The sequence below is a fragment of the Azospirillum halopraeferens DSM 3675 genome (genome assembly GCF_000429625.1).
GTDB lineage: Bacteria > Pseudomonadota > Alphaproteobacteria > Azospirillales > Azospirillaceae > Azospirillum > Azospirillum halopraeferens.
Genome location: NZ_AUCF01000005.1, coordinates 291,216 through 315,909, shown reverse-complemented (window position 1 = coordinate 315,909; position 24,694 = coordinate 291,216). Strand labels below are relative to the sequence as shown.

Genomic DNA, 24,694 nt, shown 5'->3' with positions numbered 1-24,694 from the left:
TCCAACAGATCCTGCGGATCTGCCGGAAGCCGCATCATTCGGCGGCCCGGCGCCGGGCCCGGTGGTAGACCCCGGTGCCGCGCCGGTACACGGTGTCGCCGGGCTGCACACCGCCGGGTTCCAGCACCGTCGTGCGCTTCAGCTCTTCGTAGACCGGTTGCAGGTCCCGCTCCAGCGCGGCGAAGAGCTGGTCGTATTCGTCGATGACGAAATAGGTCTCCTGATAGTCGTCGATGCGGTAGTGGGTGCGCATCACCCGGCGCAGGTCGAAGCCGATGTGGTTGGGCGAGGGGTCCTCCAGGCACCAGACGGACTCGCCCCTGGACGAGACGATGCCGGCGCCGTAGATGCGCATCCCCTCGGGCCGGCGGATCAGGCCGAACTCGACCGTGTACCAGTAGAGACGGCCGAGATAGTCCAGGCAGCCCAGCCGCGTCGCCTCCTGCCCGGCGCGGCCGTACGCCTGGATGAAGTCCGCGAACACCGGGTTCATCAGCAGCGGCACGTGCCCGAAGGTGTCGTGGAAGAGGTCCGGCTCCTCCAGGTAATCCATCTGCTCCGGCGTGCGGATCCACACGGTGACGGGGAAGCGGCGGTTGGCCAGGTGCTCGAAGAAGATGTCGCCCGGCACCAGGCCCGGCACCGCGACGATCGACCAGCCGGTCGCCGGATGCAGCATGTCGGTGAGGCGGCGGAAGTCGGGGATGCGGTCGGCCGCCATGGGCAGGTCGGCCAGCGCCTCCAGGAACTCCGGCGCGGCGCGCCCCTTGAGGATCTCCTCCTGGCGGCGGAACAGGGTGTGCCAGGTTGCGTGGTCCGCCGCCGTGTAGGCATCCCAGTTCTGGTCGATGGTGTAGTCGGGACGGGTTCCCGGCGGTGCCTCGGCAACCATGGTCGTCTCCTCCTTTTCCATAACAATGGTGTGGGAGACGACCGCGGCAACGGGGCAGCGGGGTTAAGGAGGAGGGGGAGGGCTCTATCGACGGTCTTCTTCCCCCGCCGGAGGCGGGGGAAGGCAATGTCGGGGTGTCATACGGTTTCCGCCTGAGGCTTCAACCGTATGCCCCTTTCAATGAAGGCCTGCGGCCTTCAACTGTCGGGTTCGACGGCTTCCGGCAGTTCCTACGGATCTGCCGGAAGCCGTATCACTTCGTGCCGAACATGCGGTCGCCGGCGTCGCCCAGGCCGGGGACGATGTAGTCGTGGTCGTCGAGGTGGCTGTCCAGCGACGCGGTGAACACCTTGATGCGGGGGTGGGCGGCGGTGAAGACGCGCATCCCCTCGGGCACCGCGACGAGGGCCAGGAAGCGGATGTTGTCATCGTCGACGCCGTGCCGGTTCAGCACGTCGCAGGCGTGCACCGCCGAGTTGCCGGTGGCCAGCATGGGATCGACCACAATGAACAGACGCCCCTCCGGCTCCGGCAGCTTGACCAGGTACTCCACCGGCCTGTGCGTCTCGGGATCGCGGTAGAGGCCGATGTGCCCCTCGCGCGCCGAGGGCACCAGTTCGTGCAGGCCCTGCGCCATGCCCAGGCCGGCGCGCAGCACCGGCACGATGGCCAGCTTCTTGCCCATCAGCATGGGCGCGTCCATGGGCTCCAGCGGGGTCTCGATGCGCTCGGTCGTCAGGGGCAGGTCGCGGGTGATCTCATACCCCATCAGCAGCGAGATCTCCCGCAGCAGGTTGCGGAAACCGCTGGTGGACCGCTGCTTGTCCCGCATCAGCGTCAGCTTGTGCTGGATCAGCGGGTGATCGAGGATGAAGAGGTTGGGAAATTCGGGATGGGTGCGCATCGGGTCCCCTGGTGCGTCCGGTACTCCGTGATCCTAACGCGGCGGGCGGGCCGGCGGTAGTCCCCGGCCCGTCCCTTCAGGCCGCCATATCCAGGCCGTAGCGCACCACCCGGTTCCGCCCGGCGTTCTTGGCATGGTAGAGGGCGCGGTCGGCGCGCACCACCAGCTCGTCCACGCCGGCGTCGGCGCTGGCCTCCACCAGGCCGAAGGAGGCGGTGATGCGGATGGTGCGGCCGTCGGGCAGGACGATGGGGGTGTCCATCAGGTCGGCGCGCAGCCGCTCGATCACCTGGTAGCCGTCCGCCAGCTCGGTTTCCTTCAGGCAGACCAGGAATTCCTCCCCGCCCATGCGGAACGCCTCGTCGAAGCTGCGGATGCCGCGGCTGACGACGGCCGCCATGGCGGCCAGCACGCGGTCGCCGATGTCGTGGCCATAGGTGTCGTTGATGGACTTGAAGCGGTCGATGTCGCACAGGGCCAGGCAGAAGGGCTGGCCGGCGCGGCGGTACCGGTTCATCTCGCGCTCCAGCGCCTCCAGCATGCCGCGGCGCGAGCGCAGGCCGGTCAGCGGGTCCAGCCCCGAGGCGGCGGCGCCGAAGGCGCGCTCCATGCGGCGCAGCAGGGTCACGAACTCCTCGAAGCGGCCGATCACCGATTCATATTCCGCCTCGCTGGGCTGATCGCCGGCGGCGGCCTTCAGCAGCACCAGCCGGGCCTGGCGGTGCATCTGTTCGTGGGTGGTGACCAGCTTCGCGATGGCGGGCTGGTGGGTCAGGTCCTCCTTGTGGGCGGCGGCGCACCAGCGCGCGAAGGCGACCGGCGCCGACCCGCTCTCGCCGCCGCGGCCGTGGCGGTAGAAGGCGGCGCGGTGCCATTGCCCGACCCAGCGCAGATGCTCGTCCAGGACGACGCCGAGACCCTCGGCGGGCGACAGCGGGATGTCCGGATCGGTCATGGGCGTCCTTCAGGCGCACGGCACACGGGGACACCATCCTATACCGGCGCGCCCGTCACCGCCATGCGGCCAAGAGAGGTGCCGCCGCACGGACCGTCAGGGATCGTCCCGCTCCGCCCCGCAGAGGTGGAGCAGGGCGATCCCCACCATGGTCAGGAAGATCGCCGCCGTGTCCTGGCCGTTCCAGGTGTCCGACTGCCACATGGCGAACCACTCGCCGCCGATGGCGATGAAGCCGACGGCGTACAGCAGGAAGCCGGCGGTCAGGCCGGCGATGCCGGTGCGCTTGGCGTGCTCCACGATCGACGCCTCCAGCCGGCGCACCCGCCACAGCCGCAGAGCACCCCACCAGCACAGGACCGCCGTCAGCACCTGCCAGGCGATGATCGCGAGGTAGGCGGCGTGGTGCAGGGCCGGCGACCCGATGGCCCGCCACATCAGGGCGGGGCTGCGGAACGTGGTGTCCATGGTCAGCACGTGCTGCACGAAGGCGAAGTTGCTGCCGTAATCGGTGATGTTGCCCAGCGCCACCAGGGTGAAGAACAGCGCCACGCCCGCCAGCACGGCGATGCGCGACAGCCGGGCGCTCACAGCGCCCTCACCGCGTCCAGGAAGGCGCGCACCAGCGCCGGGTTCTTGTGGCCGGGGCGGTCCTCGACGCCGGAGGAGACGTCGACGGCGTCGGCGCCGGTGACCCGCACCGCCTCCGCCACGTTGTCGGCGTCCAGCCCGCCCGACAGCATCCACGGCAGTGGCCACGACCGACCGGCCAGCAGCGTCCAGTCGAAGGCGATGCCGGTGCCGCCCGGCAGCGTCGCCACCCCGGCGGGCGGCCGGGAGTCGAACAGCAGCCGGTCGGCGGCGCCGGCGTAGGCGGCGGCGCGCTCCAGATCCTCCGGCGCGCCGACCTTGATCGCCTTCATCACCGGGATGCCGTAGGCGGCCCGCACCGCCGCCACCCGCTGCGGCGATTCGCTGCCGTGGAGCTGCAGCAGGTCGAAAGGCACCTGTCCCGCCACATGCTCCAGGAAGGCGTCGTCGGGGTCGACGAACAGGCCGACGGTGCGCACGCCGGTCGGCACCAGCCGCGCCAGCTCTGCCGCCATGGCCGGTGCGAGGGAGCGCGGCGACGGGGCGTAGAAGACGAAGCCGATCCAGCGCGCCCCGCCCTCGACGGCGGCACGCAGGGCGTCGGGCCCGGTGATGCCGCAGATCTTGGCCTGCACCGTCACGGCGCGTCTCCCGCGATCTCGGCGGCGATGCGCCGGGCCGCCGCGGCGGGGTCGGGGTCGCCGGTGATGGGGCGGCCGATCACCAGGTGGTCGGCGCCGGCGGCCAGCGCCTCGGCCGGGGTCATCACCCGCTTCTGGTCGCCCGCCGCCGCCCCGGCCGGCCGGATGCCGGGAACCATCAGCACGAAATCCGGCCCGCAGGCCCGGCGCAGCGCCGCCACCTCGTTGGGAGAGCAGATGACGCCGTCCAGGCCGCATTCCCGTGCCAGCCGGGCCAGCCGCTCCACCTGCGCCGCCGCGGGCGCCGCCTGGCCCACCGCTTCGAGGTCGCCGTCGTCCAGACTGGTCAGCACCGTCACGCCGAGGATGCGCGGACGGCCCGGCCCGGCCGCCGCGGCGGCCTCGACGGCGGCCCGCATCATCGCCGGCCCGCCCGAGGCGTGGATGGTCAGGAAGGCCGGTGCCAGCGGCAGCACCGCGCGCACCGCGCCGGCCACGGTATTGGGGATGTCGTGCAGCTTCAGGTCGAGGAACAGGGGCGGCCCGTCGCTGCCCATGACCGCGCGCACGCCGTCGGGGCCGTGCGCCACGAAGAACTCCAGCCCCAGCTTCAGCCCGCCGACCAGCCCGGCCAGCCGGCCGGCGAGGCCGCGGGCGGCGGCAAGATCGGTGGTGTCGACGGCGCAGAAGATGCGGGAGGCCGCTGCGGTCATGCTCGTTCCCCTGAAGGCGCGACGGAGTCGCGAAATCAGGCGGACCCTAACAGCATTCCGCCTCCGTCTCCAGGGGCGGCGGTCAGGCGATCAGCGTGCGCAGCAGGGCGTAGAGTCCGTAGCCGAGCGCGGTCGCAGCCAGCCACGAGGCGGCCAGCATGCCCAGCCACAGCAGCACCAGGCAGGGGCCGCGCAGGCGGTCCACATGGGGCTCGACCGCGGCGGGCGGGGCGCTCCGGCCGGCGGGGGGTGTCCTGCGGGCGGCGTCGCGCCGTCCGGGCGGGGCGGGCAGGGGGGCTAACGCGGTCGGGGCGAGCTGGGGCATGGGGCTGCGCCTTCGGTGGGGGCGATCACCACTCTACGTCCCGATCGAAGGGATGGCGCGCAGGCAATGGCGGTACGCCGCCCCGCCGGGTGGGGGAGGCCGAACCGCGGACGGGGTACGCCGCCCCGTCAGCGGTCTTGCGCCGGACTACTTCTTTGCGAGCGCGGCGACGCCCGGCAGGGTCTTGCCTTCCAGCCACTCCAGGAAGGCGCCGCCGGCGGCCGAGACGTAGGTGAAGGCGTCCTCCACCCCGGCCTGGCCCAGGGCCGCCACCGTGTCGCCGCCGCCGGCCACCGACAGCAGCCCGCCGTCCTTCGTGCGCCTGGCCACCACGCCCGCCACCGCGTTGGTGCCGGCGTCGAAGGGCGCGATCTCGAAGGCGCCGAGGGGGCCGTTCCACACCACCGTCTTTGCGCCCTGGATCTTCAGGGTCAGGAACTCCACCGTCTTCGGCCCGACGTCCAGGGCCATCTCGTCGGCGCCGATGGCGTCGGCGGCGACGTCACGGCAGGCGGCGCCCGCCTTGAACTCCCTGGCGACCATGAAGTCGAGGGGCAGCAGCACCTCGCAGTTGGCGGCCGCGGCGGTCTCCATGATGGCGCGGGCCTGGTCGGCCATGTCCTTCTCGCACAGGGAGGCGCCGACGTCGGTGCCCTTCGCGTAGAGGAAGGTGTTGGCCATGCCGCCGCCCAGCACCAGCATGTCCACCTTCTTCACCAGGTTGCCCAGCAGATCGAGCTTGGTGGAGATCTTGGCGCCGCCGACCACGGCGCACACCGGCCGCTCCGGCTTCTCCAGCGCCTTGCCCAGCGCCTCCAGCTCCGCCTGCATCAGGCGGCCGGCGGCGGCGGGCAGGTGGTGGGCGACGCCCTCGGTTGAGGCGTGGGCCCGGTGGGCGGCGGAAAAGGCGTCGTTGACGTAAAGATCCCCCAGCTCCGCCATGGCCCGGGCGAAGGCGGGATCGTTCTTCTCCTCCTCCGCGTGGAAGCGGGTGTTCTCCAGCAGCACCATGCCGCCCGGCGCCAGCGCGTCGACGGCGGCCTTCGCCGCCGGGCCGACGCAGTCCTCGGCGAAGGCGACCTCCATGCCGACCGCCTTCGAGAGCGCGGGCAGGACCTGGCGCAGCGAGTTCTTGGTGTCCGGTCCGCCCTTGGGCCGGCCGAAGTGGGAGAGGATCGCGACCCTGGCGCCCTTCGACGCCAGTTCGGTCAGCGTCGGCGCCAGGCGGTCGATGCGGGTGGTGTCGGTGACCTGGCCATCCTTCACCGGAACGTTGAGATCGGCGCGCACCAGCACCGTCTTGCCGTTCACGTCGAGGTCGTCGATGGTGTTGAAATCGGGCATGGCCGCGTGTTCCCCTGTATTCCGGATTTCGGGCAAACGAAGCACAGCCGCCGCCCCTTTGCAACGGCGGCCGGGGTCGCAGGTCTTCGGGGTGGGGCGGCGCTCACCCCATGGGGTAGGACGGCCGGAGGGGAAGGACCGCCCCGGCCCCGCGCCGTTGCCCGTGGCCTCCGCGCGACCATCTTTCTTGCCATGACACAGACGAATCGGCTGGGACCCGCCGGGCGCGTGGCGTACGCCGCCGGGCAGGCGGCGCGGGTGGCGTGGTACTTCGGACAGTACGCGCTGGCGGCGCGGCTGAGCGGGCCGGCGGTGCCGGCGCAACGGCGGCCGGCGGGGGCCGCGACGCCCGACACGCGCGCCGTCCTGGCGGCGCTGCGGGCGCTGATGGAGCGCGACCTCGCCAACATCGAGGCGGGGTATTACCGCATGCCGCACGACCTGGTGCCGGCCCCCGGCCGGGTGCTGGCCGACGCCGCCGCATTCTTCGCCGATCTGCCGGCGGTGGCGCGGCGCCGGCGCGAGCGGTCGGGGACGGAGGTGCGCCGGGCACCGCCGCCGGGGTCGGAGCGGCTGCCCGCCTACTACCGCCGCAACTTTCATTTCCAGACCGACGGCTATCTCTCGACCCGCAGTGCCCGCCTCTACGACCACCAGGTGGAGGTGCTGTTCGGCGGCGGCGCCGACGCCATGCGCCGGCAGGCGCTGGTGCCCATCCATCGCCACCTCGCCGGGCGGCACCGGGCGGCGTGCCGGCTGCTCGACGTGGCGGCGGGAACGGGACGGTTCCTCACCTTCGTCAAGGACAACCACCCGCGGCTGGAGACCACCGCGCTCGACCTGTCCCACGCCTATCTGGCGGAGGCGCGGCGCCGGCTTGCCCCCTGGGCGCGCAGCAGCCGCACGGTCGTGGCCGCCGCCGAGGCGATGCCTCTGCCCGACGTCAGCCAGGACGTGGTGACCTGCATCTACCTGTTCCACGAACTGCCCCGCCGCGTGCGCCCCCTGGTGGCTGCTGAAATCGCCCGCGTGCTCAAGCCCGACGGCATCGCGGTCTTCGTCGACAGCCTGCAACACGGCGACGACCCGGCCATGGACGGCCTGCTGCGGCTGTTTCCGGTTGCCTTCCACGAGCCCTACTACGCCGAATACACCACGGCGGACCTGCCCGCCCTGTTCGCCGGCGCCGGCCTTCGCGTGTGCGGTACCGAGCTGGCGTTCCTGTCGAAAGTGATGGTCCTTGCCAAAAATCGCCTGCCGTGATGGAATTTTGCGCAGGCGAAATGCTCGCTGCGGCATGGGCTGTCACGTGACTGTCATAATACTGAAACAATCCTTGCGCGCCGCGGCCCGTTCACGGCGGTTTCCGCCGTTGGCCGGCGGAACCGCAGGACCGGAAAGCGCATTGCCTGTGTGCGACACACGACGTCTGGGCTTCGACCGGGATCTTTGATGACCGCTGACACCGATACCGACTCCAACCGCGAAACCGAGCTGAAGCTGAGCGTCCGGCCCGAGGACCTGGCGGTGTTGCGCGCCGCCCCGGTGCCCGGCGGGCGCGGGCGGGCGGTGACGCGCACCCTGGAGAGCGTCTATTTCGATACGGCGGACCGCCGGCTGTCGAAGCGCCGGGTGACCCTGCGCGTGCGCAAGCAGGACGACCGTTACGTGCAGACGGTGAAGTCCGCGCCCTCGCCCGATTCGGGGCTGACGCGCGGGGAATGGGAGGTGCCGGTGGCCGGCGGCGTTCCCGACCTGTCGGCCCTGACCGATCCCGAGGCGCTGGCTCAGCTCGGCATGGTCGGCGACGCGGACCTGCGGCCGGTCTTCCACGCCACCATCCACCGCACCACCCGCACCGTCCGGGGGGGCGACGGCGCGACGGCGTCGACGGTCGAAGTGGCTTTCGATGAGGGCGAGATCCGGCTTCCCGACGGCACGACGCTGGCGGTCGCGGAGGTGGAGCTGGAGCTGAAGGAGGGCGACGGCGCCGCCCTGTTCCGCCTGGCCGGCGAACTGGCCAGGGCGGCGCCGCTGCGCCTGGAGACGCGCACCAAGGCGGCGCGGGGGTTCGCGCTGGCCGAAGGCACCGCCGACGGCCCGGTGAAGGCCGACAAGGTGGAGCTGGAGGCGGACGCCACGGTGGAGGTGGCGCTGGGCCGCATCCTGCGGTCCTGCCTGTTCCACGCCGCCGCCAACGAGGCGTGCACGCTGATCGGCCGCGATCCCGAGGGCGTGCACCAGATGCGCGTCGCGCTCCGCCGCCTGCGCTCGGCACTGGCCCTGTTCCGCCCGTTCCTGCCGGCCGAAGACCTCGCCTGGACGGTGGGGGAGGTGAAGTGGATCGGTGGCGTGCTGGGGGAGGCGCGGGACTGGGACGTCTTCCTGACCGAACTGCTGGCGCCGGTGCGGGCCGGCATCGCCGATTCCAATGGCCACGGCCGGCCGCTGGTGCGCGACCTGGACGGGCTGGAGAGCATGGTGAACGCCCGGCGGGAGCAGGCGTACACGGCGGTGCGCGAGGCCATCCTGTCGCCCCGCTACTCCGCCTTCCAGCTCCGCCTCGGCGGCTGGCTGGAGGGGCGGGGCTGGCGGGCCCAGCCGGTCAGCGAACGCTCGGCACGCCTGTTCCGCCCGGTCACCGAACTGGCGGACGAACTGCTGGACCGCCGGCACCGCAAGGCCCGCAAGGCCGGCCGGGGCTTCGCCCACCTGTCGGTGGACGACCGCCATCAGCTCCGCATCGCGCTGAAGAAGCTGCGCTACGCGGCGGAGTTCTTCCGCACCCTTTACGACGACAAGGCGGCGCGGCGCTACACCCAGCAGCTCGCGGCGTTCCAGGACCAGCTCGGCCACCTGAACGACGTGGCGACGGCCACCCGGCTGATGCACGGCCTGCACGAGGACGGCAGCCCGACGCCGCCGGAGGAGGCGCGCGCCGCCGGCATCGTCATCGGCTGGCACGCCCGCGGCATCGCCGAACTGGAGCCGCACCTTCTGGAGGCGTGGGACGGTTTCGCCGCGGCCAAACCCTTCTGGTCAAGACCCACCCCGGCGGAGTAGCCTGAACGGCATCATGCGCGCAGTCCTCGTCGCCAACATCAAGGGCGGGTGTGGCAAGACCACCATCGCCACGCACCTGGCCGCTGCCTACGCGCGGTCGGGTCACCCCACCGTGCTCGCCGACGTCGACCGTCAGCGCTCGTCGCTCGGCTGGCTGGAACGCCGGCCGGCCTCGGCGGCGCCGCTGGCCGGCATCGACTGGTCACGGGAATTCGACGAACCCCCGCGCGGCACCCGCCGCCTGGTCATCGACGCCCCGGCGGCGCTCAAGGCCAAGCAGATCGAGGAGCTGGTGCGCATGGCCGACATCGTCGTCCTGCCCGTGCTGCCCGGCGCCTTCGACGAGCAGGCGACCCAGCGCTTCCTGAAGAAGCTGGAGGAACTGAAGCCCATCGCCCGCAACAAGAAGGCGGTGGCGGTGGTCGGCAACCGCATGAAGGCGCGCACCAAAGCGTCGGAACGCCTGGACGCCTTCCTCGGCGGGCTGGGCCATGCGGTGGTGGCGCGCCTGCGCGACAGCCAGATCTACGCCGACACGGCCGCCGCCGGCCTCAGCCTCTTCGACCTGACCGGCAAGCGCGCCGCCGAGCACCGCGGCGACTGGGACGCCCTGCTGACCTACATCGACGAGAACGTGTGATGCCGGGTTCGGAACGTCCTGACGTCCGAACCCGGTAACGGCCGCGACGGCGGCCGCAGCCCGGTAGGGCCGAAGCCTGCGTGGCGTCTGAACGCAGCGGTCAGGATTGTCCTGACCGCGTATGATACGGCCTTCCCTCCCCGCCTCCCCCCGCGACCGACGGGGAGAGGACCGGACGGGAATCCTCACTGCCCCTCGTCGACCAGCCGGTCGTAGGCCGGCAACGTGAGGAACTCCGCCAGCGTGTCGCCGGTGGCCACGGTGCGGAACAGGGACGCCGCCGCGTCCCAGCGGCCGGCGTCGCCGGCGCCGGCTTTCCCGGCTGCCAGCGCGTCGGCGATGATGCCGTCGACCAGATCCATGGTCACCGGACGGCCGTCGTCCAGGACCGCGCCGTGGCGCAGCCACTGCCAGACCCGGGTGCGGCTGATCTCGGCGGCGGTCGTGTCTTCGATCCGGCCGAACAGGGACACGCGGGCGGTGCCGCGCAGCCACGCCTCGATGCTGCCGATGGCCAGGGCGACGTCCCGGCGCAGGCCGGCCTCGGTCTTCGGGCCGGCGGGGACCGCCAGCAGGTCGGCGGCGGTGACCGGCGCGGCGGGGGTCGTATCGCCGCCCGGGGTTCCGATGACGGGGATGTTGCGGCGGCGGGCGGTGCGCGCCGCCAGCCGGCAGCCGGCGGCCGCGACCGGCGTGGCCGCGGTGCCGGCGTCGCCGTCGGGCAGGACGAACGCCGGATCGTTGCGGAACATCCTGATCAGGCTGAAGAGGTGGTTGCGCGGCTCGCAGGCCAGACCGGCGGCGCGTTCGCGCAGCTCGTAGAGGATCTCGTCCATCTCCAGGGCGGCCGGCAGCGTCTCGATCACCACGGTGGCGCGGATGACGCCGTGGGGCAGGTGGAGATACTCCTCGGCGACGGTGAGCACCTCGTTCCACAGCCGGGCCTCGAAATGGCCTTCCAGCCCGGGCAGGCGGAGATAGGGGACATTGCCGTGGGCCACCAGCTCCCGCGCGTTGTGGAACAGGAACAGTCCGGCGTCGAACAGCGCGCCCGACACGGGCTCGCCCTCCATGCGCACGTGCCGTTCGTCCCGGTGCCAGCCGCGCGGCTGCACCGCAAGCACCGCCGTCGTCGCGTCGAGGGCATGCACCGTGCCGGTCGCCGGATCGGTGCGGCCGATGGTGCGGCGCACCGCGTCGCGCAGATTGATCTGGCCGTTCAGCAGGTTGGCCCACACCGGCACGGTGGCGTCGTCGAAATCGGCGACGAAGACGGCGGCGTCGGAGTTCAGCGCGCCGATCACCGCGGCGCGGTCGGTGGGGCCGGTGACCTCCACCCGGCGGCCCGGCAGCCCATGGGGCGGCGGCGTCACGGTCCAGTCCGCCTCGCGCACCGCGCGCGTCTCGGGCAGGACGTCCGGCCGCTCGCCCGCCTCGATCAGCGCCCGGCGCTTGTGCCGCACATCCAGCAGGCGCAGCCGCTCGGGTCCGAAGCGCCCCTCCAGTTCCGCCAGGAAAGCCATGGCCTCCGGCGTCAGGATCTGCTCCCAGCCCGGCTCCACGGGTCCCTGGACCTCAAGCCCGGAGATGATGGTCGCCATTCCGTGTCCCCCATTCTTGCCGGAACGTCGCAAACCGCGCGTCCCCTTTGGGCCGCGTATAGCACGACAGCCCGCACCGGCCAAAGGCGCGCCTTGACGCTGGGAGGGTCGCAGGGGTGGCGCTACTCCGCCCGGACCTTGCGCCGCGCGGCGGGCGGGCGGGCGAGGGGGTGGTTCTCCACCACCACGCGGCGCAGGCGGTCGGACACCACGTGGGTGTAGATCTGCGTGGTGGCGATGTCCGCGTGGCCCAGCATCTTCTGCACCGAGCGCAGGTCGGCGCCGTGGTCCAGCAGGTGGGTGGCGAAGGCGTGGCGCAGGACGTGGGGGCTGACCCGGTCGGGGTCGATGCCGGCCTCCACCGTCAGGTCCTTGAGGATCTGGGCGAAGCGCTGGCGCGTCAGGTGGCCGCCGGCGGAACTGCGCGACGGGAAGAGGAAACCGGCCTGCTTGCCCTCCCGCCCCGGGACCAGGAAGGCGGCGCGCAGGGGCAGATAGGCGGCGATGGCGCGCTGCGCCGGTTCCGACAGGGGCACCAGCCGCTCCCGGCCGCCCTTGCCGCGCACGATCAGGCCGCGGCCGTCGCGCAGGATGGCCGTCAGGGGCAGCCCCACCAGCTCCGACACGCGCAGGCCGGTGGCGTAGAGGATCTCCAGCAGGGCGACCAGCCGCATCCCCTCCGGCCCGCCGCGGCGGTGGGCCGTGTCGATCAACGCCTCCACCTCCGCCTCGCTGAGGATGCGGGGCAGCGGCCGGCCCTGGCGCGGGCTGTCGAGGGCGGAGGAGGGATCGTCGCCCCGCCGCCCCTCCGACACCAGGAACCGGAAGAACTGGCGCAGCGCCGACAGCCGGCGGGCCACGGTGCGCGGCGCCGGCGCCGTCCCCGAGCGCACGAGATGGTCGAGATAGGCGCGCAGATCCTCCGTTCCCGCCGCCTCCAGCGCGGCGCCGCGCCGGGCCAGCCACAGGGAGACGTCGGCCAGGTCGCGCCCGTAGGCCTCGCGCGTGTTCGCCGCGGCCCCCCGCTCGGCCATCAGCATGTCGAGGAAGGCGTCGACGTGCGGTGACAGGGGCAGCGGGCTGGGTTTGCGGGGTCTGCCCCGACGGGCCATGGCGCGGCTCCCCGGGGCTCAGCGCGCCGGCGGGGTCAGCCCGGCGTCAGCGCGGGAAGCGGTCATCCGGTATGACCTTTTCGACCGTCCGCGAGGGGGCCGGCATGTCCCAGGTGGCGAGCGCCGCCATGCCCCCGCCGACGACGAGGAGCAGCAGGATGAAGAAGACCGAGACGATCCGGCTCATGAAACCCGGTGAGTTGGAGGATGGGGAACGGTATCGGGAACGTGCCACGGCGTGTATCCGTACGGGTTGGGACAAGGACGCGCTTCGTGCTAAGACGCACTCACGACCGCGACTTCGGCCGCCAGCCGACGCCCGTATGGGGCTACCACTTTAGCCCGAGCGGTTCCCGCAACGCAACAGCGGTCGCGGGAAGGTCGTTCGTGTACAGGAGAATTGTGTGCCCAAGTCCGACCGTTCCGCAACCCTCACCGCCCGGGCACCCCGGGTGCCGCCGATCCTTCTGCCGAAGACCGTGGTTCTGGTGGGACTGATGGGGGCCGGCAAAAGCGCCATCGGCCGGCGTCTGGCGGCCCGGCTGGGCCTGCCGTTCCGCGACGCCGACACCGAGATCGAGAAGGCCGCGGGCTGCACCATCGAGGAGATCTTCGCCCGCGACGGCGAGGCGGCCTTCCGGGCCGGGGAGCGCAAGGTCATCGCCCGCCTGCTGACCGAGACGCCGGTGCACGTGCTGGCCACCGGCGGCGGCGCCTTCATGGACCCGGGGACGCGGGCACTGGTGCGCGAGCGCGGCGTCTCCGTGTGGCTGCGGGCCGAGCTGGAGGTGCTGCTGGCCCGCACGGGGCGCCGCGGCAACCGGCCGCTGCTCAAGCAGGGCAACCCGCGCGAGATCCTGGAACGGCTGATGACCCTGCGCTATCCCGTCTATGCCGAGGCGGATCTGACGGTGCAGAGTGACGAGAATCCACCCGAATACACGGTCGAGCGGGTCCTGGAGGCGCTGGAAGGGCATTTCGGCCACCCGCTGCGCGCAACCGGCCCCCTCCCGGAGGAGAAGAATCCATGATCGACACCGTGCGGGTCGCGCTCGGCGCCCGCAGTTACGACATTCTGGTGGGTGACGGTATTCTCGGCGCGTGCGGCCCGCGCATCGCCGCCATCACCGGTGACCGTGCCCCCGTCATCGTCACCGACGATACGGTGGCCGGCCTGCACCTGGAGACGCTGCGGCAGGCGCTGGCCGGGGCCGGTTCGGATGCCGGGGAGCCCATCATCCTGCCGGCCGGCGAGAAGACCAAGGACTTCGCCCACCTGGAACGCCTGATGGACGCCATCCTCGCCCGCCGGATCGAGCGGTCGGCCGTGCTGGTGGCGCTGGGCGGCGGGGTGATCGGCGACATCACCGGCTTTGCCGCCGCCATCGCCCTGCGCGGCATCGACTTCATCCAGGTGCCGACCACCCTGCTGTCGCAGGTCGACAGTTCGGTGGGAGGCAAGACCGGCATCAACACCGGCCACGGCAAGAACCTGGTGGGCGCCTTCCACCAGCCGCGCCTGGTCATCGCCGATACCGCCACCCTCGACACGCTGCCGCGGCGCGAGGTGCTGGCCGGCTACGCCGAGGTGGTGAAGTACGGGCTGATCCGCCTGCCCGAGTTCTTCGCGTGGCTGGAGGAGAACGGCGACCGGGTGGTGGCCGGCGACTCCGCGGCGCGCCGTCACGCCGTCACCGTGAGCTGCCGCGCCAAGGCCGACATCGTCGGCGCGGACGAGCGGGAAAGCGGCGAGCGCGCGCTGCTCAACCTCGGCCACACCTTCGGTCACGCGCTGGAGGCGGCCACCGGCTTCGGTGCCCGCCTGCTGCACGGCGAGGGGGTGGCCATCGGCATGGTGCTGGCCTTCGACCTGTCGGTGCGCCTGGGCCTGTGCCCGCCGGAGGACGCGGCGCGGGCGCGGCGCCATCTCGCGTCGGTCGGCCTGCCGGTCACCCCGGCGCAGGTCCCCGGCGTGGACTGGGACGTGGACGAACTGATCGGCCACATGGCCAAGGACAAGAAGGTGAAGGACGGCCGGATCACCTTCATCCTCGCCCGCGGCATCGGTCAGGCGTTCACCCGGCGCGACGTGCCCGCCGATGCGGTGCGGGCGTTGCTGGAGGAGGCGGTCCGCCGCTGAGCGGGGACCGGACCCACCATGGATCCAACCTTGTGGCTGTCGGTCGGCGCCATCGTCGTGCTGCTGGCCCTGTCGGGCTTCTTCTCCGGTTCCGAGACGGCGCTGACCGCCGCGTCGCGGCCGCGCATGCACCAGCTCGAACAGGAGGGCAACGCCCGCGCCGGCCTGGTCAACCGCCTGCGCGAGCGCAAGGAGCGGGTGATCGGTGCCATCCTGCTGGGCAACAACCTGGTCAACATCCTCGCCTCGGCGCTGGCCACCAGCGTGCTGATCAACCTGTTCGGCGACAGCGGGGTGGCCTACGCCACGCTGGGCATGACGGTGCTGGTGGTCGTGTTCTCCGAGGTGATGCCCAAGACCTACACGCTCAACCACGCCGACCGGTCGGCGCTGGCGGTGGCACGGCCGATCGCGGCGCTGGTCTGGCTGTTCGGCCCGGTGACCGCCGCGGTGGGCTGGATCGTCGCCGCCATGTTCCGCCTGTTCGGAGCCGACATCCGCCAGGTCGCGGTGGGCAGCTCAGCCGAGGAGCTGCGCGGTGCCATCGAACTGCACCGCGGCGAGGATTCGGCCGAGCAGGAGGACGAGGAGGTCCGCCACGAGCGGGCCATGCTCCGCTCGATCCTCGACCTGGCCGAGGTGGAGGTGAGCGAGATCATGACCCACCGGCGCAACGTGGTGATGATCGACGCCACGCTGCCGCCGGCGCGCATCGCCGACGAGGTGCTGGCCAGTCCGTTCACCCGCCTGCCCCTGTGGAAGGACGAGACCGACAACGTCATCGGCGTCCTGCACGCCAAGGCGCTGCTGCGCGAGGTGCGGGCGCGCGGCGGCAACCTGGACGAACTGGACGTCACCCAGATCGCCGCCCGGCCCTGGTTCATCCCCGACACCACCACGCTGTTCGATCAGCTCCAGGCGTTCCGCCAGCGGCGCGAGCACTTCGCCCTGGTGGTCGACGAGTACGGCAGCCTGATGGGCGTGGTGACGCTGGAAGACATCCTGGAGGAGATCGTCGGCGACATCTCCGACGAACTGGACGCCCGGGTCGCGGGCGTGCGGCCGCAGCCCAACGGCGCCTACATTATCGACGGTTGGGTCACTCTGCGCGACCTCAACCGCCAGTTCGAATGGCGCCTGCCCGACGACAAGGCGTCCACCATCGCCGGGCTGGTGCTCTACGAAGCCCGGCGCATCCCGCAGGTCGGGCAGGTCTTCACCTTCTACGGCTTCCGGTTCGAGATCCTGCGCCGCCAGCGCAACCAGATCACCGTTCTGCGGGTGACGCCGCCGCCGGAGCTGCGGCGGCCGTTCCCCAAGCCCCCGGCCCCGCAGCCGCCCGGCGCCGCACCGCCCGCGCCGGTGCCGCCGGCCGCTCCGTCTTCGGCATCATAGTCATTGACCATTATCATCCACCCCATTAATTGACGTTTGCGTCACTTAGTGGGGTGGATTGCGCCGCCGTCGGGTTGACCGGTGGGAGGGCTGAACCGATATTCGCTGTGCGCCGCAGCAAACGAAAGCACCGACATGCCGTTGACCGAATCGTCCCCGCGTGAGCCCATCCACACCCGCACCATCGTGCTGAACGGCTTCCGGCGGGCCGACGGGCTGTGGGACATCGAGGGCCACCTGACCGACGTGAAGGCCTACACGTTCCGCACGGAGGAGCGGGGACAACTGGAACCGGGCGATCCCGTGCACGACATGTGGCTGCGCCTGACGGTCGACGACAATCTGACGGTGCAGGCCATCGAGGCGGTCACCGACAAGAGTCCCTACGGTGCGTGCGGAGCCATCACCGACGCCTTTCAGTGCCTGGTCGGGCTCAGCGTCGCCAAGGGCTGGACGCGCGCGGTGCGGGAACGGCTGGGTGGCGTCCATGGCTGCACGCACCTGGTCGAACTGCTCGGGCCGATCGGCACCACCGCCTTCCAGACCATCTATCCGATCCTGGCGCGCGAGCGGGCGCGCAAGGCGCGGGAGGGGCAGGGAGGTCAGGACACGGCGCGGCAGCGTCCGGTGCTGCTCAACACCTGCCACATCTTCGCCAGCGACGGCGACGTGGTGCGCCGCCATTGGCCCGACCACTACACGGGCGACCGCACCGTCGATGCCGAAGCCGGGGCGGCGGACTGAAGACGAACGCCGGTTCCCGGTAGGGGTCTGTGTTTCGGCCAGCAGCGCCTCGAACTCCGGCCCGATGCCGCCGCCGAGGTCCGTGCGGATGGCGCCGGGCGTCACCCGCGTCGGCGCGCGGCCTGCATGACGGAGGCGCCGAAGGAACGGGTCATCACGGCGTCATCGCGCGGCGACCGGGTTTTCATGCTGAGCTCACTCTGCGCGCATACGCCGTGGGCGTCACGCCGACATGGCGGGCGAAGGCCACGCTGAAGGCGCTCGCCGAGCCATACCCCACGCGCTCGGCGATGTCCACGATGCCCCCTTCCCGTCGCCGCAGCAGGTCCTTTGCCAGGGCCATGCGCCAGTCGAGCACATAGTCCATCGGCGTCGTGCCCACGGTCCGTTTGAACCTGTCGAAGAATGCCGACCGGGAGAGCGCCGCTTCCTTCGCCAGTTGCGCGACCGTCCAGGGCCAGGTGGGACGCTCGTGGATCCGCCTCAGGGCAACGGCGACACGTTCGTCGCCAAGTCCTCGCAGCAGGCCCGGCGACCCTCCCGTCCCCGTCGTGGAGCGGAGTGCCTCGATGAGCAAAACCTCGAGCAGCCGGGCCAGAACGACGTCCCGAGCGGGCCGGTGCGTCCGCGATTCCTCATTCACCAGTTGCACCAGGGTGGTCAGCCTTCTTTCCCCGCGGATGTGGATGAGTTGCGGAAGAAGCGAGACCAGAAGGGCGGCGTCGGTCGAACCGAATGCGCAGTATCCGACGAGGTTGCGGACCTCCGGCCGGCGGTCTCCATGACCGAGCAGGAACGCGCCCGGGGCCAATTCGACCGGCACGGTGTCGTCGGCGTCCGGGGCCATCGGCTCCAGGCTCGACATAGAGAACTCGTACGCAGCGGGGATCAGGACGAAGTCATCCTTCTCCAGGGTGATGGGGTCGCTTCCGCGGACCGTCAGGCGGCATGAGCCGTCCAGGACCACGCAATAGAAGGGACGCCCGGCTTCCGAGCGGCTGACCCGCCACGGACCCGCCGCCTGAACGATCTTCGAGAAGGAGGCCCGTGGCTGCAGCAGGCCGACCACCTGTGCCAGGGGATCGCTCAATTCCGGACTCCTGAAAACGAATCATGGACCTACGATGGTAGGGGGTCCGGGCGTGACCGTCTATGGTTCGTTGATCAGTTCATCGACCGGAACATGCTCATGAAGACCATTCTCATCACCGGATGCTCGTCCGGGTTCGGCCTGGAAACGGCACGTTACTTCCTTGATCGCGACTGGACGGTCATCGCCACCATGCGCACACCGCGCGAGGACCTTCTGCCCCGCTCCGGGCGCCTGCGCATCGTCTCCCTGGATGTCGCGGATCCCGGCAGCATCCGCCGGGCCGTGGACGAGGCCGGGCCGATCGACGTCCTGGTCAACAATGCGGGGATTGGCCTGCTGGGCGCCCTGGAGGGCGTCCCGATGGAGGCGGCACGCAAGGTCTTCGAGACGAACACCTTCGGCACGATGGCGATGACGCAGGCGGTGCTGCCGCGGTTCCGCGAGCGGAGGTCCGGCGTGATCATCAACGTCACGTCCAGCGTCACCCTCAAGCCACTGCACCTGCTGTCGGTCTACACGGCCAGCAAGGCGGCGGTGAACGCTTTCACCGAATCCCTGACGCTGGAGTTGGAGCCTTTCGGCGTGCGTGCGCACCTGGTGCTTCCGGGGCGGGCGCCGGAGACGTCGTTCGGCGAAAGCGCCCGTTCCCGCATCCACATCCCCGAGCCGTATGCGCCTTTGGCGCAGAGCGTCTTCGCGGCATGGCAACAGTCCACCACGGTCACTCGGGCACTCGACGTCGCGGAGGCGGTGTGGCGCGCGGCAAACGATCCATCCTGTCCGATGCGCCTTGCAGCCGGCGCAGACGCCGTGGCGCTCGCTTCGCCTGCATGATTGAACCAAAGGCGAGGAATTGTGCGTTCCCCGCTTGGCGGTGAGAAAGAACCAAACTCGTTCAATTGCGCAACGGCAGCCTGAATTGTCCTGTCAATTGACCGTCGCCCCGGAAGACGCGCCGCAGCCGACCTTGGTGCGGGTGGCATGGCGCTGCCACAATGCTGGCCGGGCTTTTCTCACCATCGGCCGCAAAGGCCATCATGGGGCAAGCCCGACCTGAAGGCCGACCTCCTGCCGCTGAGCGAACCGGACATCCGCCACGTTTTGCCGGCCTCGCCGGCTTGCCGCCCCTCACCACCGACGCCGTGAGCGCGCGGCCCCGTTCAGATGTCCGCTGCCGACTCGCGCGCGGAGCTGCCGGGACCGCCCTTGCGGGGCGGATGCAGGCCACCGCCGCCCCGCGACTGCTGGCCGCTGTCGGCGGACGGCGGCGCGTCGTCGTCGTCGGGCTTCTTCAGGTCGAACGGCGTGCCGGTGAAGGGGTCGCCCTCGCCGTGGCGCGCGCTGACATGGCCGTCCTCGGTCGAGGCCCGGCGGAAATAGGCGGCGATGAAGACCCGCACCGCCGAGGTGAGCGTCACGTCGTTCTCGTCAGGGGCCAGCCCGCGCTGGCGGGCCTGCTCGTCGATCCGATCCTTGATGCGGGTGCACAGCTCGTTGATGGGGATGGCTTCCCGTTGGGCGATCTCCTCCAGCGCGTCCCACATGGACGGCTCCAGCCGCATGCTGGTGCGGTGGCCGCGGATCATGACGTTCTGACTGCGCAGGGGTTCGACCCCCAGCGGCAACGGAGTTTTCCGTTTTGGTCCTCGCTTCGCCATGGGCGGCCCCTTCTCCGCACAGACCGGCCGGCGACGGTCGTCACGCCGAGCACGACATTGGATGAATAATCCGCAATGTACCCAATAGTCCGGGAAATGCAACCCATGCTGCATAAAGACGCGCTGAAGTTTGCGCGATGAACGCGCGCTAGTTGCATGCATTTGTATGTCGACGGACAGTTGAGCCGCTGCCGCCGGTCGTCCGGGCTCGTCCTCAGGCGTCCTCACCCGGCGTGCGGGTGGTCAGGGCCAGGGCGTGCACCCGCTCCGCCAGTTCTTCGTTCAGCAGGGCGTAGACCATCCGCTGCCGTTCCACCCGCGGCTTGCCCTCGAAGGCGGCGGACACGACGGTGACATTGAAATGGGTCTCACCCTCCGGCCGGGCGCCGGCATGGCCGGCGTGGCGGCCGGACTCGTCGATGATCTCCAGGCGGGTCGGCGCGAGCCCTTCGGTGAGCTTGCGGTGCATGCGCTGGGCGTAGGTCATGGCTGGTTTCCGGTGCGGTGGCTACGGGCGGCGACCGCCCGCGATGATACGGGGTGTGGTCGGCCCGCCGGCCGGCCCCTGTCAAGACCGTTGTGCCCGCGCATCGCCGGTCGGCCGTGCTTGCCAGCGGCAGCGCGTCTCACCATACTTTGCCGATGCAACGAAACCGCGCCCGTTCGACCAGCCGTCTCTATGAGGAACCGCGCCGTCCGGCCCTGCGGATGTGCGAGCATCCCGGCTGCGCGCACGCGGGCGAGCACCGCGCACCCAAGGGGCGCGACCGTCTCAACGAATACTATTGGTTCTGTCTGGAGCATGTGCGCGCCTACAACGCGGCGTGGGACTATTACGCCGGCATGACCGCCGACCAGATCGAGGCGGAGCTGCGGCGCGACACCACCTGGCAGAGACCGAGCTGGCCGCTCGGCTACTGGCAGACCCAGGAGAAGTTCCTGCGCGATCGGGCGGTCCACGGGTTCGGATTCGAGTTCGCGCAGAACGCCGGGAACACCGGGTCGCAGGAGAACGGCCACCGTCACCGGGCGGTCCGCACGCCGGAGGAGGAAGCGCTGGCCCTGCTGGACCTGGCGCCGCCCATCGACTTCCCGCAGATCAAGGCGCGTTACCGCGAACTGGTGAAGATCCATCACCCCGACGCCAACGGCGGCGACCGCGATGCGGAAGAACGGCTGAAACAGATCAATCAGGCCTACAACACGCTGAAAGCCTGTTATGGTGTGTAGACCCTGACGAACGCGGGCCGCGGCGCCGCCGCCGGCCGGGATCGGACCACTCGCTGCAACGACAAGATCGCCTCATGCCATCTCAAGGAGCTTCCCAGGCCACGTCGGCCCTGTTCGACCACGTGCCGGACATCAAGGTTTCCGTTCGCCAGACCTTCGGCATCGATTCCGACATGGAGGTGCCGGCGTTCAGCCAGCGCACCGACCACGTCCCCGACGTCGACGACGCCTACCGGTTCGACCGCGACACCACGCTGGCCATCCTGGCCGGCTTCGCCTTCAACCGGCGCGTCATGGTCCAGGGCTATCACGGCACCGGCAAGTCGACGCACATCGAGCAGGTCGCCGCCCGCCTCAACTGGCCGTGCATCCGCGTCAACCTGGACAGCCACATCAGCCGCATCGACCTGATGGGCAAGGACGCCATCGTGCTGCGCGACGGCCTGCAGGTGACGGAGTACCGCGAGGGTATCCTGCCCTGGGCGCTCCAGCACGCCTGTGCCCTGGTCTTCGACGAATACGACGCCGGCCGCCCCGACGTCATGTTCGTCATCCAGCGCGTGCTGGAGGTGGAGGGCAAGCTCACCCTCCTCGACCAGAACCGGGTCATCCGGCCGCACCCGGCCTTCCGCCTGTTCGCCACGGCGAACACGGTCGGCCTGGGCGACACCACCGGCCTCTACCACGGCACGCAGCAGATCAACCAGGGCCAGATGGACCGCTGGAACATCGTTGCGACCCTGAACTACCTGCCGCACGACGCCGAGGTGGAGATCATCCGCGCCAAGGTGGCGTCCTACGACACGCCGGACAAGCGCCAGACGGTCAGCGCCATGGTGCGGCTGGCCGACATGACCCGCCAGGGCTTCGTCAACGGCGACATCTCCACCGTGATGAGCCCGCGCACGGTCATCACCTGGGCGGAGAACGCCACCATCTTCGGTGACGTCGCCTTCGCCTTCCGCATCACGTTCCTGAACAAGTGCGACGAGGTGGAGCGCCCGACGGTTGCCGAGTACTACCAGCGCTGCTTCGGTACCGAACTGCCGGAGACGGGGGTGGCGGTCAACCTGGTGTAGGGCGGGTCCGCGGGAGGTCGTCATGGGCTATATCGAGGTGGGACCGAACGGCGAGATCGCGTTGCCGAAGGAGGTCCGCGACAGGCTCGGCCTGAAGCCCGGCGACCGGGTCCGGATCGACGTGGCCGATGACGGCACCGCCATCGTCGCGCCGCGGCGGCGGCGGGCTGCCGACCTGTTCGGCTGCCTTCCCCGGCCCGACCGGCCCCTGTCGGTGCAGGAGATGGACGAGGCCATCGCCGGGGCGGCGGTCGAGCGGGCGAAGCGTGCATGATCGGCATCGACACCAACGTGCTGCTGCGCTTTCTGGTCAACGACGATCCGGTCCAGTCGGCGGCGGCGAAGTCCTTCGTCGACCGGTGCGCGGACACCGGCGACGAGATCTTTATCGGCCGCGTCGTCCTGTGCGAAGCCGTCTGGGTGCTTCTGCGGGCCTACCGCTATGACCGGACCCTGGTAGCCGGCATGATCGAAGCCCTTTTGAGCGCGGAAGGGTTCGATGTGGAGGATCACGCCGCCGTCGGTGAAGCGCTGGCGCTCTGGCGGTCCGGCGGAGCGGGCTTCGCCGATGCGCTGATCGGCTGCATCAACCGCCGTCATGGCTGCGCGACGACCGTAACCTTCGACCGGCAAGCCGCCCGGCTGGCTGATTTCCAGCATCTGACCTGAGTCCATACCGATGTCCGACCGCGAATCCCCGACCGAAGTGTTCAAGCGCTCCACCATCGCGACCGTCCGGGCGCTGGCCGGGCGGGATGACGTGCAGGTGGCCTTTTCGGCCGAGCCGCCGGGGGTGATCGGGGCGCGGGTGCGCGTGCCGGTGCCGGCGCGCGATCTCAACCCGCACGACGTCGCGGCGGTGCGCGGGGCGGCGGACGCGGTCGCATTGCGCCTGCGCCTGCACGACGCGACGGTGCACGCGCGGCGGATGCCGTTGAGCGACACCGCGCGCGCCGCCTTCGACGCCATGGAGCAGGCGCGCTGCGAGGCGCTGGGCGCGCGCGCCATGTCCGGGGTGGCCGGCAACCTGGCCGCGGCGCTGGACGAGCGCTATCGCAAGCAGGGCTTCGATCGGATGACCCAGCGCGACCAGGTGCCCCTGGCCGAGGTGCTGCGCCTGGTCGCCCGCGAGGCGATGACCGGGGCCGAGCCGCCGCCCACCGCCCGCCAGGCCGTCGACCTGTGGCGTCCGTGGCTGCGCAGCAAGCTGGGGCACGACCTGAGTGCGCTGGCCGAGACCATGGCCGACCAGGACTCCTACGCCCGCGCCGTCCGCTCTCTGCTGTCCGAACTGGACATGGAGGTCGGCCAGGAACCGGAAACCGAGGAGGAGCCGGAGGAACGGGACGACCGGGAGTCGGACGACAACGAGCAGCCCGCCAACGAGGGCCAGACCCGTGGCGAGGAGGAGGTGTCGAACCCGAGCGAATCGATGTCCTCGTCGGAGATGCAGGACAGCGGCGGCGGCGAAGGGGCCGAGGAGGGCGGCGAGGACGGCGAGGGTGAACTCGGCGAGGGCGAGGGGGCGGAGGAGCCCGCCGGCCCCGGCGTCCCCTGGCGCCCCGACCACACCCGGCGCAACGATGTCGACCCCAACGCCTACAAGGCGTTCACCACCCAGTTCGACGAAACCGTCGACGCCGCCGACCTGTGCGACCCCGACGAGATGGCGCGCCTGCGCCTGATGCTCGACCAGCAGCTCCAGCACCTCCAGGGGGTGATCTCAAAGCTGGCCAACCGGTTGCAGCGGCGCCTGCTGGCCAAGCAGCAGCGCGCCTGGGAGTTCGACCTGGAGGAGGGGCTGCTGGACGCCGCCCGTCTGTCGCGCATCGTCATCAACCCGGTCCTGCCCCTGTCGTACAAGCGCGAGAAGGAGATGGACTTCCGCGACACGGTGGTGTCGCTGCTGATCGACAACTCCGGCTCCATGCGCGGCCGCCCCATCTCCATCGCCGCCATGAGCGCCGACATCCTGGCCCGCACCCTGGAGCGCTGCGCGGTGAAGGTGGAGATCCTGGGCTTCACCACCCGCGCCTGGAAGGGCGGGCAGGCGCGCGAGCTGTGGCTGCAGCAGGGCAAGCCGGTCAACCCCGGCCGCCTCAACGACCTGCGCCACATCATCTACAAGTCGGCCGACCAGCCCTGGCGGCGGGCCCGCAAGAACCTGGGCCTGATGCTGCGCGAGGGCATCCTGAAGGAGAACATCGACGGCGAGGCGCTCCTGTGGGCGCACGACCGCCTGATCGCCCGGCCGGAGCAGCGGCGCATCCTGATGGTCATCTCCGACGGCGCGCCGGTGGACGACTCCACCCTGTCGGTCAATTCCGGCAACTACCTGGAACGCCACCTGCGCCACGCCATCGAATACATCGAGACCCGTTCCCCGGTGGAACTGGTGGCCATCGGCATCGGCCACGACGTGACGCGCTATTATCGGCGCGCCGTCACCATCGTCGACGCCGAGCAGCTCGGCGGGACCATGATGAACAAGCTGGCGGAGCTGTTCGACGAGGACGGGCGGGGACCGGGTCGGGGGCCGGGCGGCGGGCCCGGCCGGCGCCGCTAGGCCCGGCA

At 70.8% G+C, this 24,694-nt stretch carries 27 protein-coding genes; 13 read left to right on the top strand and 14 right to left on the bottom strand.

Annotated elements, in window-relative coordinates; translation table 11 throughout:
* Positions 1–34 precede the first annotated feature (34 nt).
* The 8 genes from phhA to G472_RS0107680 all read right to left on the bottom strand — a co-directional run bounded on the left by phhA (position 35) and on the right by G472_RS0107680 (position 6,365).
* Positions 35–892, bottom strand: coding sequence for a phenylalanine 4-monooxygenase (gene phhA / locus G472_RS0107715; RefSeq protein ID WP_029007915.1), 858 nt, complete (start codon positions 890–892; stop codon positions 35–37).
* A 253-nt stretch (positions 893–1,145) separates the two neighbouring features.
* Entirely contained in the window at positions 1,146–1,796 is a 651-nt protein-coding gene (upp, locus tag G472_RS0107710; RefSeq protein ID WP_029007914.1) for a uracil phosphoribosyltransferase, read from the bottom strand.
* 76 nt (positions 1,797–1,872) lie between these two features.
* A complete protein-coding gene (locus G472_RS0107705; protein ID WP_029007913.1) occupies positions 1,873–2,751 on the bottom strand; it encodes a diguanylate cyclase in 879 nt (292 codons plus the stop codon).
* A gap of 96 nt (positions 2,752–2,847) precedes the next feature.
* Entirely contained in the window at positions 2,848–3,342 is a 495-nt protein-coding gene (locus tag G472_RS0107700; RefSeq protein WP_029007912.1) for a DUF2165 family protein, read from the bottom strand.
* Positions 3,339–3,983, bottom strand: coding sequence for a phosphoribosylanthranilate isomerase (locus G472_RS0107695; RefSeq protein ID WP_029007911.1), 645 nt, complete (start codon positions 3,981–3,983; stop codon positions 3,339–3,341). The genes G472_RS0107700 and G472_RS0107695 overlap by 4 nt, the downstream gene beginning before the upstream one ends.
* Positions 3,980–4,696, bottom strand: coding sequence for an orotidine-5'-phosphate decarboxylase (gene pyrF, locus G472_RS0107690; protein ID WP_029007910.1), 717 nt, complete (start codon positions 4,694–4,696; stop codon positions 3,980–3,982). The genes G472_RS0107695 and pyrF overlap by 4 nt, the downstream gene beginning before the upstream one ends.
* Before the next feature lie 82 nt (positions 4,697–4,778).
* Positions 4,779–5,021, bottom strand: a complete 243-nt coding sequence (locus G472_RS38745) for a hypothetical protein (RefSeq protein ID WP_156927034.1) — start codon at positions 5,019–5,021, stop codon at positions 4,779–4,781.
* Between the two features lie 147 nt (positions 5,022–5,168).
* A complete protein-coding gene (locus tag G472_RS0107680) occupies positions 5,169–6,365 on the bottom strand; it encodes a phosphoglycerate kinase (protein ID WP_029007909.1) in 1,197 nt (398 codons plus the stop codon).
* A 228-nt stretch (positions 6,366–6,593) separates the two neighbouring features.
* Between G472_RS0107680 and G472_RS0107675 the strand changes: the two genes are divergently transcribed.
* The 3 genes from G472_RS0107675 (at position 6,594) to G472_RS0107665 (ending at position 10,068) form a co-directional block, all read left to right on the top strand.
* Positions 6,594–7,628, top strand: coding sequence for a class I SAM-dependent methyltransferase (locus G472_RS0107675; RefSeq protein WP_245593417.1), 1,035 nt, complete (start codon positions 6,594–6,596; stop codon positions 7,626–7,628).
* A 189-nt stretch (positions 7,629–7,817) separates the two neighbouring features.
* Positions 7,818–9,428, top strand: a complete 1,611-nt coding sequence (locus tag G472_RS31890; RefSeq protein ID WP_035691473.1) for a CYTH and CHAD domain-containing protein — start codon at positions 7,818–7,820, stop codon at positions 9,426–9,428.
* Between the two features lie 13 nt (positions 9,429–9,441).
* Positions 9,442–10,068 carry a ParA family protein gene (locus G472_RS0107665; protein WP_029007907.1) on the top strand — a complete coding sequence of 209 codons (627 nt, stop codon included), beginning with the start codon at positions 9,442–9,444 and terminating at the stop codon, positions 10,066–10,068.
* A gap of 185 nt (positions 10,069–10,253) precedes the next feature.
* Here G472_RS0107665 and G472_RS0107660 read toward each other — a convergent pair whose 3' ends face one another.
* From G472_RS0107660 to G472_RS37980, 3 genes are all read right to left on the bottom strand, one after another.
* Positions 10,254–11,669 (bottom strand): malate synthase, encoded by a 1,416-nt coding sequence (locus G472_RS0107660; protein WP_029007906.1) that lies wholly within the window; start codon positions 11,667–11,669, stop codon positions 10,254–10,256.
* 122 nt (positions 11,670–11,791) lie between these two features.
* Positions 11,792–12,781, bottom strand: coding sequence for a site-specific tyrosine recombinase XerD (locus tag G472_RS31885; RefSeq protein WP_084536511.1), 990 nt, complete (start codon positions 12,779–12,781; stop codon positions 11,792–11,794).
* Between the two features lie 46 nt (positions 12,782–12,827).
* Positions 12,828–13,016 carry a hypothetical protein gene (locus G472_RS37980; protein WP_211100159.1) on the bottom strand — a complete coding sequence of 63 codons (189 nt, stop codon included), beginning with the start codon at positions 13,014–13,016 and terminating at the stop codon, positions 12,828–12,830.
* A gap of 169 nt (positions 13,017–13,185) precedes the next feature.
* On the opposite strand from G472_RS37980, the gene G472_RS31880 reads away from it, so the two are divergent.
* From G472_RS31880 to G472_RS0107630, 4 genes are all read left to right on the top strand, one after another.
* The gene (locus G472_RS31880) at positions 13,186–13,812 is read left to right on the top strand and encodes a shikimate kinase (RefSeq protein WP_051340550.1); all 627 of its coding nucleotides are present in this window, start codon (positions 13,186–13,188) and stop codon (positions 13,810–13,812) included.
* Positions 13,809–14,921: a 3-dehydroquinate synthase gene (aroB, locus tag G472_RS0107640; RefSeq protein WP_029007905.1), complete on the top strand. Its 1,113-nt coding sequence runs from the start codon at positions 13,809–13,811 to the stop codon at positions 14,919–14,921. Before G472_RS31880 ends, aroB begins: the two co-directional genes overlap by 4 nt.
* An 18-nt stretch (positions 14,922–14,939) precedes the next feature.
* On the top strand, positions 14,940–16,316 hold the full coding sequence (locus G472_RS0107635; protein WP_029007904.1) for an HlyC/CorC family transporter: 1,377 nt from the start codon (positions 14,940–14,942) through the stop codon (positions 16,314–16,316).
* A 135-nt stretch (positions 16,317–16,451) separates the two neighbouring features.
* The gene (locus tag G472_RS0107630; RefSeq protein ID WP_029007903.1) at positions 16,452–17,060 is read left to right on the top strand and encodes a DUF2889 domain-containing protein; all 609 of its coding nucleotides are present in this window, start codon (positions 16,452–16,454) and stop codon (positions 17,058–17,060) included.
* 184 nt (positions 17,061–17,244) lie between these two features.
* Here the strand turns inward: G472_RS0107630 and G472_RS0107625 are convergent, their stop codons facing one another.
* Positions 17,245–18,150, bottom strand: a complete 906-nt coding sequence (locus G472_RS0107625) for an AraC family transcriptional regulator (RefSeq protein ID WP_029007902.1) — start codon at positions 18,148–18,150, stop codon at positions 17,245–17,247.
* Between the two features lie 99 nt (positions 18,151–18,249).
* Here G472_RS0107625 and G472_RS0107620 point away from each other — a divergent pair, with 99 nt between their 5' ends.
* Complete coding sequence (locus tag G472_RS0107620; protein ID WP_029007901.1) at positions 18,250–18,987, top strand: SDR family oxidoreductase; 738 nt, start codon at positions 18,250–18,252, stop codon at positions 18,985–18,987.
* 326 nt (positions 18,988–19,313) lie between these two features.
* On the opposite strand, the gene G472_RS36870 is transcribed toward G472_RS0107620, so the two are convergent.
* Positions 19,314–19,778, bottom strand: a complete 465-nt coding sequence (locus tag G472_RS36870; protein ID WP_245593416.1) for a ribbon-helix-helix domain-containing protein — start codon at positions 19,776–19,778, stop codon at positions 19,314–19,316.
* A gap of 247 nt (positions 19,779–20,025) precedes the next feature.
* On the bottom strand, positions 20,026–20,298 hold the full coding sequence (locus G472_RS0107610; protein WP_029007900.1) for a BolA family protein: 273 nt from the start codon (positions 20,296–20,298) through the stop codon (positions 20,026–20,028).
* A gap of 155 nt (positions 20,299–20,453) precedes the next feature.
* On the opposite strand from G472_RS0107610, the gene G472_RS0107605 reads away from it, so the two are divergent.
* From G472_RS0107605 to cobT, 5 genes are all read left to right on the top strand, one after another.
* Positions 20,454–21,041 carry a J domain-containing protein gene (locus tag G472_RS0107605; protein ID WP_029007899.1) on the top strand — a complete coding sequence of 196 codons (588 nt, stop codon included), beginning with the start codon at positions 20,454–20,456 and terminating at the stop codon, positions 21,039–21,041.
* A gap of 74 nt (positions 21,042–21,115) precedes the next feature.
* Positions 21,116–22,120 (top strand): cobaltochelatase subunit CobS, encoded by a 1,005-nt coding sequence (cobS, locus tag G472_RS0107600; RefSeq protein ID WP_029007898.1) that lies wholly within the window; start codon positions 21,116–21,118, stop codon positions 22,118–22,120.
* 22 nt (positions 22,121–22,142) lie between these two features.
* Complete coding sequence (locus G472_RS0107595; protein ID WP_029007897.1) at positions 22,143–22,394, top strand: AbrB/MazE/SpoVT family DNA-binding domain-containing protein; 252 nt, start codon at positions 22,143–22,145, stop codon at positions 22,392–22,394.
* Positions 22,391–22,789, top strand: coding sequence for a type II toxin-antitoxin system VapC family toxin (locus G472_RS0107590; protein WP_029007896.1), 399 nt, complete (start codon positions 22,391–22,393; stop codon positions 22,787–22,789). Before G472_RS0107595 ends, G472_RS0107590 begins: the two co-directional genes overlap by 4 nt.
* Before the next feature lie 10 nt (positions 22,790–22,799).
* Positions 22,800–24,686, top strand: a complete 1,887-nt coding sequence (gene cobT, locus G472_RS31870) for a cobaltochelatase subunit CobT (protein ID WP_051340548.1) — start codon at positions 22,800–22,802, stop codon at positions 24,684–24,686.
* Positions 24,687–24,694 lie beyond the last annotated feature (8 nt).